Source organism: Paracoccus thiocyanatus, from assembly GCF_900156255.1.
Lineage (GTDB): Bacteria > Pseudomonadota > Alphaproteobacteria > Rhodobacterales > Rhodobacteraceae > Paracoccus > Paracoccus thiocyanatus.
Genome location: NZ_FTMK01000026.1, coordinates 24,931 through 36,398, shown reverse-complemented (window position 1 = coordinate 36,398; position 11,468 = coordinate 24,931). Strand labels below are relative to the sequence as shown.

Here is an 11,468-nt window from a genome sequence, read left to right as displayed (position 1 = left end):
TGCACTAAACTTCGGCACCCAGTTGCATGACCTTCGGCACCGGGAGCCACGGAAGTACCGCTTGCAGCGTTAGCGAAGGCGAGAAGCGCGGAGACCTCAGCTATCGCAGCGGTTCTCGCCTTCGCGGTTAAGGAAAGCAGCGAAGAAGAAAGGGCGGAGAGCGGACTTGCGGCGGTGCGGCGTGGCTGCCGCCGAAATCTTGATGAAGCAGCCGTTCAGGAAGGCCGCAGCGAACAGAGTGCCGAAACGGCCCACAGGGCGGCTGTCTGGCGGCGGCGCAGCATTGCATGTGCAGCAAGCTGGAGAAGCAGACGATCAGACACACCGCAGTGGGCAAACTCGCCGGATCGGTTGGAAGACCGCGAGAAGAAGGATCGCCGCGATGCCGGATTGCTGACGAAGCTGCATCGGACCGGGAACTGACGGCCGTTTCCCGGTATGGTTCCCGGATCTATATGCCGCATTTCCTGACGCGGTCGCTGACGTGATACTGACCGAAATCCAGCACGAGCTCAAGGTCGAGCAGGCGGACGGCGAGAGCCATTATGTCCTCTACGACATGGCTTGGCATGGTGCGTTCGCGCGCGAGCGGATCGCGCCTGCGCTACTGCCCGCCTTGCGCGCCAAGCGCATCAATCCGCGCAATCTCGGCCATCTTCTATCGATCGTGCAGGGTTCGTCTGTGCCGGACACGGACATCGCCAAGATCGCTGCGCGCAAGGCGGCGGGGAAATATGATCGAGACCTTACCCCGACTTGGTATGCGACTTGGGTTGGTGTCGATCCCGACGCTGCAATCCCGGCCGTCGCGGCGCGCCTCGCCTCCCTAAACGATCCCGCCGAACAGACCAATCTCGCACTATGCTTTGTCGTTGCGCTGCTTGGCGGCCGCAGGCAGGAGGGTCGGGCGCGGCTAGCCTACCGTACCATCGAGCATATGAAGACGCTCTACCTCCTGATGGCGACATATATTCGCGAGGAAGAGGATATCGAGCGGTCCGGCCGCGGCGTCTATTCGCCAGGCCTGCGCGATGACGCTCAGGATGCGCGCGATGCGCTCTTCACCTTCGTTCGCGAGACGCCGGGCAAGGAAGCCTATCTCGCGCTCATGGAGATGGAACGCGCGCACCCGGCGGTGAAGTCACGGCCTTGGATGGGATTCCACGCTAAGACGAAGGCGACTCTTGATGCCGACTTCCCCCCGTGGAATCCGGGTCAGGTCAAGGAATTCAACGACGCGCGCGTCGCTACGCCGACCAATCATCGCGAGCTCTGGTATTTCGGCGTGGAGCGGCTCGAGGCGTTGAAACAGGATCTTGAGCATGGCGACGAGAGCATCGCCTCCATACTGCAAGGGACCGACCAAGAGACCGAATTCCGTAAGTTCATCGGCGGCTGGCTTCGCGATCGGGCCGGAGGACGCTACAGCATCCCGCCCGAGGAAGAGCTTGCCGATGCCAAGCGCCCCGATCTGCGGTTCCGCGGCGCAGGGTTCGATGGTCCGGTCCCGGTAGAGCTGAAGGTGGCTGACAATTGGACGGGTCCGCATCTGCTCGAGCGCATGGAGGTCCAGCTCGGCGGCGACTATCTGCGCGACATTCGCTCGAGTCGGGGCATTTTCCTGCTCGTCTATGTCGGCGTCAAGCAGAGCTGGGATCTACCCGGTGGTGGCCGCGCCGAGAGTTTCGAGGCGCTTCTCACGGCGCTGCGCCAGCATTGGGCGGTGCTTGCAAATCAATATCCCAATGTCGAGGATCTCGCTGTCGTCGGGATCGACTTGACCCGTCGCGGCATCGATACCAAGGAGGTCAAGAAGAAGCGCGAGGCACGCAAGGCGGCAGAAAAGGCGACGAAACCGGCGTCGGGGAAGGTGGCAGGAAAGAGGAGGCCAGCGCGCGGGCGCGGCAAGGCGCCGGGCATGGCGTGAAAGGAAAGTAGCGACCGGCGAGGCACATTTCGGCTCGACAAGCCGTTGGGGGGCGAACGGCGGCTTCGGGGAATGCTGCCCCGCAGCATCGGCGAAGCCCGACCGTCCGCAAAGGGCCGATCACGCCAAACCCACCACCTCAAACTGCCCGTACAGCATGGCCAACCCGCTGTGCTTCACTCTGAACTGACTGCGCCGCTTGATCGCAGGTTTATCTGCGCCGTCAGCCGGTAACGCCCCCGCTCGACCTTGCGCAGAAGGCATTCTGCCCTTAGCCGCGACTGGTCCTTTGGTGACGGCGACTGTTTTGTTGTCCGGATCGAGAATGCTGAGGCTTTGCGCCGGCTGATCTGGGCGGGTTGGACGAGGCAGAAATCGGACAACTTGAATTCCGGCTGTCGGTAAAGGGGGCCGAGGATGTCACCTTTACCCACCGGATCGAGATGTTGGCCCGCGATGAATGGGGCGGGCTGGCCGAGATGGACAACATCCTCGCCGCCTTTGTGTCGCCGAATCAGCCCTTCGTTGCCCGTATCCTCAAGGATGCCGCGCGCCTGCTGGAAGCGGCGGGGCATTCCGGATCACTGGACGGATACCAGTCCGGCGATCCGCTGCGGGTCTGGATGCTGGCGGGCGCGATCTGGTCGGCCGCAACCGGTCTTGGCCTGACCTATGCCGTGCCTCCGGCCTCCTTTGAACGGCTCGGGCAGAAGATCCGTGACCCCGAACGGATTGCCTCCGAGGGTTTGGCGACCTGTCTTGACGGCACGCTTCTGCTGGCCGCGGCTTATGAAGCTGCGGGGTTGAATACGGCCGTGCTGTTTTCCCACGGACACGCCTGGGTCGGCGTCTGGCTGTTCCAAAAGGATTTTGGCCGACTGGTGGAGCCTGACGTGGTGACGGTCCGAAAGGCTCTGGTCGCGCGGGAATTCGTGGCGTTGGAAACCACACTTCTGACGAAGCGCCCTGCCATTGGCTTTGAGGAAGCGGTTCAGGCCGGGCGTGACCACCTGTCCGAGGCCCGCGAAGCTGAATTCATTCAGGCGGTGGATATCAACCGCGCCCGCGCTGCACGGATTCGCCCGCTGGCAAGCCATCGTATTCAGGAAGCGGTCACCACCGAAGACATTGCAGCCACACCTGCCGCGCTGCCGCGCCCCCTCGATCTGGGCTTGCTGCCGGGCGAGTTGGCGGATGAGACACCCTCAACCGCACTGGGACGGATCGAACGCTGGCAGCGCAAGCTGTTGGATCTGTCCCTTGCCAACCGCTTGCTGAACTTCCGCGAGACGCGGGGCGCGGTGGCCATGATCTGCCCCGATATTTCCGGGACCGAGGATCGGCTGGCCAATGGCGAGACCTTCCGCCTGCTGGCCTTGAAGGACGAGAACGCGGTTTCCGGGCGGGATCTCTCTGCCGATGAGGCCCGGCGGATCGAACTGGATCTGGCGCGTGATGCCTTGGCACGCGGCCAGATTGCGGTGCCCCTGACCAGCCGCGACATGACCAACCGATTGACCGAGCTCTATCGCAAGGCGCGCAGCGATATGGCCGAGGGCGGCACGAACACGCTGTTTCTTGCCGTGGGTTTTCTGCGCTGGAAACGCTCGGAAGGGGATAGCGGATCTTATCGTGCGCCCCTACCCGTGCTGACCAAGCGGGGTCATTATTGGGCGCCGAAAGGGGGTCAAAGTTGCGTGCCGATTGACAGGTTGCCGCGCTCACCTTCCCTATCTGGCTGTTCTTCGGACCCGAGCCCGCGCTCACCTTTGCGCTGATCAACGCGGTGGCCATGCTGATCATCGCATGTCCCTGCACAATGGATCTGTCCGTTTGCGCACAGACATTCATCAAACCCGCAAGGGGACTCTGCGCAAACGGACAGGTTCTCAGGCGAGATGCACAGCGCCGACTATGCCCCCGCTGCGGATTCCGACATCACCGGCCCGGTGGGCCATGACCCGAGGAAAGAGGTGGCGACCAAGCCACAATCATGATGTCCTCGTCGAGGAAGCGACTGTAATGCTGGGCGATGTCCGACTGAGCCAGGTAGGGGATTTATTGTTTCAGTTCGCCTGCAGCACCGCGCTCAGGAACTGCTGGGTGCGCTCTTTTTCGGGAGTCTCGAAGATCGTCGCCGGCGCGCCTTGTTCCTCGATACTGCCCCCGTAGAAGAAACAGACCCGGTCCGAAATCTCGCGCGCGAAACCCATCTGGTGGGTGACCATCAGCATCGTCAGGCTGTGCTGGTCCACCAGCGAACGGATGACGTTGGTGACCTCGCCGATCATCTCTGGGTCAAGCGCTGACGTCACCTCGTCGAACAGCATCACCGAGGGGCGCATGGCCAGCGCCCGGGCGATCGCTACGCGCTGCTGCTGTCCGCCCGACAGGCGCGAAGGGTGCTGATCGGATTTTTCGGACATGCCCACCATGCCTAGCAACTCGAGAGCCCGCTCGCGCGCCTCGTCCTTCGGCAGGCCCAGAACCTGCACCGGACCCTCCATGCAGTTTTCCAGCGCGGTCATGTGGGGAAACAGGTTGAAATGCTGGAAGCACATACCGATCTTCGCGCGCATCCGGCGCAGGTGCCGCTGGTTGGCGCGCACCAGCTTGCCGCCTTTTTCCATATGGGTCAGCGGCTCGCCGTCCACATAGATCACGCCGCCGTCGATCGTTTCCAGCGTCATCAGCGAGCGCAGGACGGTGGTCTTGCCCGACCCCGACGGCCCGATGATCGTGACCATCTCGCCCGGCGCCACGTCGAGATCAAGGCGGTCCAGCACCGTCAGGTCGCCATATTTCTTGGTCACGTTGCGGAAGCTGACCATGGGGATGTTGTCGCCTTCCAGCTTCAGCGGATAGCGGCCCGTGTCGTCATTCATTTCGTCAGTCCCAGTCTGCGACGGAGCGAGATCTCCATTTGCCTTACCAGCCAGGCGGTCGGCAGCGAGATGGCAAGGAAGATCAGCCCGACTATAGTGTAAGGTTCCAGGTACCGGTAATGCTCGGCACCTACTGCGTTGGCCGTGTGCATCAACTCGCCCACGCCGATCACCGACAGCATCGGCGTGTCCTTGAAGATGCCGACAAGATAGTTGCCCAGCCCCGCCCATGCCGTAGGCAGTGCCTGCGGGATGACGATGCGGCGGTAGGTCTTGAGGGTCGACATATTAAGGGCCTTGGCGGCCTCCCACTGGCCTTTGGGCACGCTTTCAATGCCGCCGCGATAGACCTCGGAAAGATAGGCGGCATAATGCAGGCCGATGGCGGCCAGGCCGGCCGTCCAGGGCGACAGGTTCAGCCCGAACTGCGGCCCGACATAATAGACAAAGAAGACCTGCAGCAGAAGCGGCGTGGAGCGGACGAACTCGACCACCTCGCGCGTCGCCACGGTGAGCACGCGCCAAGGCGTGCGCTGCGCCAGCGCGAATATCAGCCCCAGCACCAGAGCGACTGCATAGCCGCCCCCGGCTGCCAGGAGCGTTTTGCCCGTCGCCCCGATCAGGCGCGGAAGAATTTCGAAGGTAAATTCCCATCTCCATTCGAACATGACTCAGGCCCTTCCTATTCTGCGGGCCATCACCCGTTCCAGCCACCGCATCAGCGGCGTGACGACGAAACGCGCGAAGATATAGTAGATCACCAACGCGGTTCCGAATGCCTGGGCGGAGAGATAGGTGTTGTTGTTGATCTGCCGCGCCTCGAACATCAGATCCGGAACCGAGATCAGCGCGACCAGCGCCGTGCCCTTCAGTATCTCGACCATCAGATTGCCCCAAGGCGGCAGCATGATGACCAGCGCCTGGGGCAGGATGATGCGCCACATCCGCTGCGCGGGCGACATGTTCAACGCCAGCGCCGCCTCCCACTGGCCTCGGGGGACCGACTGGATTGCGCCTCGGACCAGCTCGGCTCCGTAGGCGCCATAACAGAGACCCACCGCGAGGAAACCGGCGACGAACTTCTCGAGGCTGACCCCGAGCAGCGGTAGGACGAAGAAGAACCAGTAGAGCTGCACCAGAAGCGAGGTGCCACGGAATATCTCGATATAGACGGTGGCGACGGCCTGTAGTGGCTTCAGCTGCGCCAGTTTGATCAGGCCGGAAATTATCGCGGCGGCGACTGCGACCAGTGCCGCCAGGACGAACTGTAGAAGCGTGATCAGGGAGCCGTCGATCAGCCGGTCGCTGTAGTTGCCGAGGAATTCTAGATAGGACATCGGCCCTCGTGGCGTCGTGTTGCGTCCTCATGCGGACGAAAAAACCGGACGGCGCATATTTCGCCGTCCGGGTCGATTGGGCGAGCTGCGCGCCCGCTCAGTCGGCCTTGCAGGCCTCTTCCGTGGTCTGCCCTGTGGGCAGGTAGGCCGCGATGTAGTCGTCGGGCGTGACGGTCTCCATCATCTGCTCGCTGCCCAGGTATTCCTTCAGCGCTTCGTTGAACTTCTCGCGGAATTCGTCGTCATCGGGGTGGAAGCCAACGCCGACGACCTGCTTTTCGCGGCCGACGAACTTGGTCGGATCGGACATTTCGAACCCATCGAACGAATCCGCTCCATGTTTCGCTTCCAGCACGTTCGTTGCCGAGGCGGCCACGCGTCCGGCCCGCAGGGCCGCCAGCGCCTCTGTCGGGCCGGGCACTTCCATGATGTTACGTTCCGGAACGCCCGCGGCCTTGGCGTCACCCAGCGTGTTATAGCCTGAGGGCGCCACCATCTTCAGATCCTTGTCGATCAGATCCTGATAGGTCTCGATGTTCTCGGGGTTGCCCGCGGGGACGACGAAGGCATCGCCAAAGGCCCCGATCGGTTCGGAGAAATCCATGTTCTCGCAACGCGCCTTGAGGATGTACATGCCACCGGTGACGATATCGACACGCCCGGCCCTGAGGCTGGGGATCAGTCCCGACCAGTCGTTCAGCACCGGTTCAATATCGGTGTATCCCATGTTCTTCAGAACATCGATGGTGATCCCGTTGACGAAGCCCTTTGGCGAGCCGTCATCGCCCTGATAGGCCCAGGGCGGCGCAGCCGCGAAGCCAAGCCGGATAGATTCGCCGGCCTCGATACGGTCTTCGAGGGGGCCAGCGGCGATCGCTCCGGCGGCCAGAGTCCCGAGCATCATCGTCGCTGCGGTGATCCTGCACATGCGCCTGACTGATTGCATCTCTTTCCCTTTCTGGTTCGTTCGACAATCGATATCGACACGTACGAACCAACCCGGAACGAAAAGCATCATCGACTGTGTGGTTGGCCTTAAGCATGAAATATATGCCCGCCGGTCGCAACCCGGAATCCCGGATGGTGCTGTCGCGGTCGCCAAGGGCGCGCCCGGGATGGCGATACATATCCTTGAAAACAAGCTGTTATGCACACCCTCGCGTGGTTGTGCCCGGTTCACCAAAAGGCACGATACGGCGACCTGTGCCATCCTCGTCGCACAGCGACTCCCCCGCCGCACCTTGCTATCGTGAACCTTTGAACCGGATGAGCTTGGCCTGCGGCTGGGGCGTCTGGTGCTTCCCTCGAGTCATTTACTCGGACGGCTCTTGACCTGCGTCCGCAGATCCGGCGAGGCAGGCTTGGTCCGTACGACCACGAAGGATGGTCACGACTGCGCTCCCGCGCTCACCCCAACCATCGCGCCATCGCCCCGACATAGCCCTACTTGATCATCGGACATCAGCTTCTCCGTTCGTTTCAGAAAAACTAATGCTTTCAATAAGACGCGCGGAGTCTCCGTTTCCACGCCTCTCCACGCCTCCGCGCCGCTCCGCAGTCGGTCCTAGCTTGCTCACACACAACCTCGCCTTGCAGCGTATCGCCCCGCTGCTGTGGATGCGGGCGGGGGCGGAGAGCCGCCGCATCGCCGACCTGCCGGCCACCGGGTGGGAGGTTGCCGATGCCTATACGGCCTGCTGGTCGATCTGGACCACGCCAGCGCCTTTTGCGACGCGGTCGCCGCCCAGGCCGGGCTGCGCATCGCCTATATCGTCACCGACGATGATCGCCGCTTTCAGGCGGTGGCCCGGTCCCTGCCGGACAGCGTCGAGCCCGTGCGGTTCTACGAATCCTACCTCTCCAATTTCCGCTTTTCGATGGGCCGCTGAACCTGCTGACCGGCATTTGCCCTTGCGGCAACTGCGGCGGGGCCATGACGCTGCGCACCGGCAAGAACGGCCGATACCGCTATTATGCCTGCTCGATCCGGGCGCGGCAGGGCGAAACCGGCTGCAAAGGCCGCGCGATCCCGATGGACAAGCTCGACCGCATGGTGGTTACCTTCACCGCGCGCAGCACTACCGCCTCGTAGGCAGCCAGATCGGCGCGGAAGATAAGGAAGGCTTCGTGGATCCCGGCAGCCGGAAGCTCTCGGCATCGCGGGCGTTGATGTTCACGGTGACATTGCCGCCATTGCCGTAACCCGCTGCCTCTCGCCGCGAGAGCACCCGCTCGCCGCGCTGCAGGATCGCGGGCACCTCGTCGTGGCGAAGTCCGGCCATGCCGCCGCCATGCATGCGCGGCGCGGAGGCGAAGGCCATGGCCGGGACCATGCGGGACGGCCCAGCCGAGCCGACCATGCCGCCCGCATGCAGGACGTTGGCGAAGATGCCGCCCGCCCCAGAGAAGACGCCGGAGAGTGCGTTTGCGATCGGCCCGAGGATGAACCGCCGCGCCGCCAGCTGTCCGAGGCCTCGAGGGCCGATCGCATCGCCAGCGCGACCCGGCGGGCGATCACCGAGAAGATGGATGAGGACCCGACGTTCTACAAACAGTTCTCCGAGCTGCTCGAAGAGACCATCCGCGCCTACCGCGAGAAGCGGCTGTCCGAGCGCGAATACCTGAACAGCGTCGTGGACCTCGCGAGCAAGGTCGCGCGCAAGGATCGCGGCCGCGATGTTCCGGAAAGCATCCGGGGCGATGAGGATGCGCAGGCGTTCTTCGGGATCCTGGACGGTCAGCTGAAGACCGAAGGCGATGAGCTGGTAGCCGGCGACGATGCCGCAGCGATCGCTCAACAGATCATCGACATCATCAAGTCCCACCTGATCGTGGACATCTGGTCGAACGAGGTGGCCCAGAACAATCTGCGGAACGCCATCGATGACTACTTCTTCGACGTCCTGCGCGACGAAAAGGGCGTCGACCTGCCCGTGGAGGTGCTCGACGAGCTCGAACTGAAGATCATGGACCTCGCCCGGGCCCGGTTCGCAGCATGACGCGGGAATTGCATTGCCTGCAGTACGGTGAGCAGGAGATCCGATACGAAATCGTCCGCCGCCCAAGGAAGACACTGGAGATCGCCGTCGAGCCGGATGCGTCGGTGGTGATCGCGGCCCCGGAAGACGCGACACTAGACGCCATCGAAGCCAAGCTGCGGAAGCGCGCGGCATGGGTGACGAGGCAGCAACGGTACTTTGCCCAATTCCTGCCGCGGACGCCGGAGCGCAGGTTCGTCGCCGGAGAAACGCATCTTTACCTCGGGCGCCAGTACCGGCTGAAGGTCGTCCCGCATGTCCAGGAAAGCGTGAAGCTGATCCGCGGCTTCATCGTCGTGCAGACTCACCGGCCGACTAGGCCGGAGGTGACACGCGAACTGGTCGAGGCATGGTATCGAGACCGGGCCCACATCAAGTTTCCGGAACGGATCGAACTCTGTCTCGGTCTGTTCCCGGATCCCGAGGCATTCAGGCCGAAGGGGCTCATCGTACGTCAGACCCGGCAGCGATGGGGGTCCATGTCACCGGCCGGACGTCTGCTACTAAACCGCCGCCTCGTGCAGGCGCCGGTCGATGCCATCGACTATGTGATCACCCACGAACTCTGCCACGTGGCCGAACCCCATCACGGGGCAGCCTTCTTCGATCTCCTCGACAAGGTGATGCCCGACTGGGAGCGCCGGAAGCAGAGACTGGAACGGGCCATGGCCTAAGAACTTCCGAACCCGGTCGCGGCAGCCCCAAACGCGACTCCAATCCAAGCAATTTCAATGGCTTGGATTTCGCCATTATCTACAGGGGCTTATGAGAAATTCACCAAAATGGCGCAGTCATCAGGTCCGGAGAATATCGCCCTGGAGAGACCGCTTCCAGGCCTCCTAGCAGCGGGGGCGGTGCTCAGCCCCTCCCGCATAACCCTCGAAAACAACGGAAAAATCCGGCCGCAGCCGGATCGAGAGAATGCTTTCGCGAGGGCAAGTGGCGGAGAGGGTGGGATTCGAACCCACGGAACCCGTGAAGGCTCAACGGTTTTCGAGACCGCCCCGTTCGACCACTCCGGCACCTCTCCGCGCTTTCGGGTGGTGGCGGCGATTTAGACGGGCAGGGGTTGAAGCGCAAGGGGCTTCGCGCGAAAAGCACGAAAAATTTGTCGCTTAGGGGAATCATGACCGGAATGCCCAAGCTCCAGCGGCGCAGGGTCCCGCCGCAAGGCCGGCCATGCCGCTGCTGATCGGACCGCTGGCCCATCCGCTTTTGCGCGCCCGCCTGGCCCCGCAGGCCGTGCCGGCGCCGCCGCTGCAAGGCCGTCTGCTCGGCGGCGGGCTGGCCGGAATCGCCCCCCACGACTGGCCCCGGCTGGCCAAGGGCGGCGGGGATTTGCCGCTTTGGCAGACAGACTGGACGCCTGCGCTGCGCCGATATGCCGAAATCTTCGGCCTGGCCCCGCAGGATCACCGCGGCCGGGAATTGCTGGGCCTGGGCGAGCTGGAAAGCGATGCGCGGCAATGGCAGCCCGACTTAGCCGCGGCCATCGCCGCCCGCGTGCTGGACCTGCCGCGGGACCGGCCGGCGGCAGCGATCCGCAAGCGGCTGCCGATGATTGCGGGCTGGGCAGCCTCGCGGTTGCGGGCCAGCGCCGAGACGGCCGACCTGCCGCAGGTCGGGCCCGATGCCGCGGCGCGGGTCAGCGTCGACGCGATCGCAGAACCCTATGCGGATTATTTCTCGGTCGAGGCGATCACCCTTTGCCAGCGCCGCAACGATGGTCGCTGGACCGATCCGATCCAGCGCGCGGTCTTTGTCTCGGGCGACGCCACGGTGGTGCTGCCCTGGGATCCGGTCCGCGACCGGGTGATGCTGATCGACCAGTTGCGCGCCGGTCCCCTGGTGCGCGGCGACGCCCAGCCCTGGCTTTACGAACCCGTGGCCGGCCGCGTCGATCCGGGCGAGACGCCGGAACAGGCGGCCCGGCGCGAGGCCCTGGAAGAGACCGGGATCGCGCTGACCCATCTGTTCCCCGCAGGGCATAGCTATCCCAGCCCCGGCGCGGTGGCGGAATACCTGTATCTTTACATCGGCATCGCCGACCTGCCCGACGGCAGCGCCGGCCTGGGCGGGCTTGCGACCGAGGACGAGGATATCCGCTCGCACCTGGTGCCGCGGGCCGAACTGACGCGCATGGCGCTGGCCGGGGAAATCCGCAACGGCCCGCTGCTGAACCTGGCGCTGTGGCTGGAGTTGCGGCACCGCGATATCCGCCGGGCAGCGGGGCAGGGCTGACAGATCTGCGCCGCGGGGTTGCCGCCATCGGGCGGCGGCG

Annotated in this window: 11 protein-coding genes, 1 tRNA gene and 1 pseudogene; 7 read left to right on the top strand and 6 right to left on the bottom strand. The window is 63.8% G+C overall.

Annotation, left to right across the window (positions count from 1 at the left end):
- Positions 1-484: 484 nt before the first annotated feature.
- On the top strand, positions 485-1,927 hold the full coding sequence (locus F3H32_RS15055) for a hypothetical protein (RefSeq protein ID WP_149766539.1): 1,443 nt from the start codon (positions 485-487) through the stop codon (positions 1,925-1,927).
- A gap of 359 nt (positions 1,928-2,286) precedes the next feature.
- Positions 2,287-3,705, top strand: coding sequence for a DUF4011 domain-containing protein (locus tag F3H32_RS15050; RefSeq protein ID WP_394349622.1), 1,419 nt, complete (start codon positions 2,287-2,289; stop codon positions 3,703-3,705).
- 288 nt (positions 3,706-3,993) lie between these two features.
- On the opposite strand, the gene ehuA is transcribed toward F3H32_RS15050, so the two are convergent.
- The 4 genes from ehuA to F3H32_RS15030 all read right to left on the bottom strand — a co-directional run bounded on the left by ehuA (position 3,994) and on the right by F3H32_RS15030 (position 7,167).
- Positions 3,994-4,812: an ectoine/hydroxyectoine ABC transporter ATP-binding protein EhuA gene (gene ehuA, locus F3H32_RS15045; protein WP_028710977.1), complete on the bottom strand. Its 819-nt coding sequence runs from the start codon at positions 4,810-4,812 to the stop codon at positions 3,994-3,996.
- Positions 4,809-5,480 (bottom strand): ectoine/hydroxyectoine ABC transporter permease subunit EhuD, encoded by a 672-nt coding sequence (ehuD, locus tag F3H32_RS15040; RefSeq protein WP_028710976.1) that lies wholly within the window; start codon positions 5,478-5,480, stop codon positions 4,809-4,811. The genes ehuA and ehuD overlap by 4 nt, the downstream gene beginning before the upstream one ends.
- A gap of 3 nt (positions 5,481-5,483) precedes the next feature.
- A complete protein-coding gene (gene ehuC / locus F3H32_RS15035) occupies positions 5,484-6,149 on the bottom strand; it encodes an ectoine/hydroxyectoine ABC transporter permease subunit EhuC (protein WP_149766537.1) in 666 nt (221 codons plus the stop codon).
- A 97-nt stretch (positions 6,150-6,246) separates the two neighbouring features.
- A complete protein-coding gene (locus F3H32_RS15030; RefSeq protein ID WP_223191483.1) occupies positions 6,247-7,167 on the bottom strand; it encodes a transporter substrate-binding domain-containing protein in 921 nt (306 codons plus the stop codon).
- 649 nt (positions 7,168-7,816) lie between these two features.
- On the opposite strand from F3H32_RS15030, the gene F3H32_RS15025 reads away from it, so the two are divergent.
- On the top strand, positions 7,817-8,038 hold the full coding sequence (locus F3H32_RS15025) for a hypothetical protein (protein ID WP_024846230.1): 222 nt from the start codon (positions 7,817-7,819) through the stop codon (positions 8,036-8,038).
- A 44-nt stretch (positions 8,039-8,082) separates the two neighbouring features.
- On the top strand, positions 8,083-8,241 hold the full coding sequence (locus F3H32_RS15020) for a zinc ribbon domain-containing protein (protein ID WP_220154693.1): 159 nt from the start codon (positions 8,083-8,085) through the stop codon (positions 8,239-8,241).
- Between the two features lie 49 nt (positions 8,242-8,290).
- Here F3H32_RS15020 and F3H32_RS15010 read toward each other — a convergent pair.
- Positions 8,291-8,620 (bottom strand): annotated as a pseudogene (locus F3H32_RS15010) (phage tail tape measure protein); the annotation flags it as partial.
- On the opposite strand from F3H32_RS15010, the gene F3H32_RS15005 reads away from it, so the two are divergent.
- Together F3H32_RS15005 and F3H32_RS15000 are read left to right on the top strand one after the other, a co-directional pair.
- Positions 8,519-9,148: a type I restriction enzyme endonuclease domain-containing protein gene (locus tag F3H32_RS15005; protein WP_223191482.1), complete on the top strand. Its 630-nt coding sequence runs from the start codon at positions 8,519-8,521 to the stop codon at positions 9,146-9,148. The pseudogene F3H32_RS15010 and the gene F3H32_RS15005 sit on opposite strands and share 102 nt — an antisense overlap.
- On the top strand, positions 9,145-9,861 hold the full coding sequence (locus tag F3H32_RS15000; protein WP_149766536.1) for a M48 family metallopeptidase: 717 nt from the start codon (positions 9,145-9,147) through the stop codon (positions 9,859-9,861). The genes F3H32_RS15005 and F3H32_RS15000 overlap by 4 nt, the downstream gene beginning before the upstream one ends.
- A 266-nt stretch (positions 9,862-10,127) precedes the next feature.
- Here F3H32_RS15000 and F3H32_RS14995 read toward each other — a convergent pair.
- Positions 10,128-10,217, bottom strand: a tRNA-Ser gene (locus tag F3H32_RS14995).
- 149 nt (positions 10,218-10,366) lie between these two features.
- On the opposite strand from F3H32_RS14995, the gene F3H32_RS14990 reads away from it, so the two are divergent.
- Positions 10,367-11,428: an NUDIX domain-containing protein gene (locus F3H32_RS14990; RefSeq protein WP_149766535.1), complete on the top strand. Its 1,062-nt coding sequence runs from the start codon at positions 10,367-10,369 to the stop codon at positions 11,426-11,428.
- Positions 11,429-11,468 lie beyond the last annotated feature (40 nt).

What these genes read in the sequence shown, in the direction of transcription:
- F3H32_RS14990 (WP_149766535.1), top strand. Translation starts at nt 10,367, where the DNA reads ATGCCGCTGCTGATCGGACCGCTGGCCCATCCGCTTTTGCGCGCCCGC.
- ehuD (WP_028710976.1), bottom strand. Translation starts at nt 5,480, where the DNA reads ATGTTCGAATGGAGATGGGAATTTACCTTCGAAATTCTTCCGCGCCTG.
- F3H32_RS15000 (WP_149766536.1), top strand. Translation starts at nt 9,145, where the DNA reads ATGACGCGGGAATTGCATTGCCTGCAGTACGGTGAGCAGGAGATCCGA.
- F3H32_RS15005 (WP_223191482.1), top strand. Translation starts at nt 8,519, where the DNA reads ATGCAGGACGTTGGCGAAGATGCCGCCCGCCCCAGAGAAGACGCCGGA.
- ehuA (WP_028710977.1), bottom strand. Translation starts at nt 4,812, where the DNA reads ATGAATGACGACACGGGCCGCTATCCGCTGAAGCTGGAAGGCGACAAC.
- ehuC (WP_149766537.1), bottom strand. Translation starts at nt 6,149, where the DNA reads ATGTCCTATCTAGAATTCCTCGGCAACTACAGCGACCGGCTGATCGAC.
- F3H32_RS15020 (WP_220154693.1), top strand. Translation starts at nt 8,083, where the DNA reads ATGACGCTGCGCACCGGCAAGAACGGCCGATACCGCTATTATGCCTGC.
- F3H32_RS15030 (WP_223191483.1), bottom strand. Translation starts at nt 7,167, where the DNA reads ATGATGCTTTTCGTTCCGGGTTGGTTCGTACGTGTCGATATCGATTGT.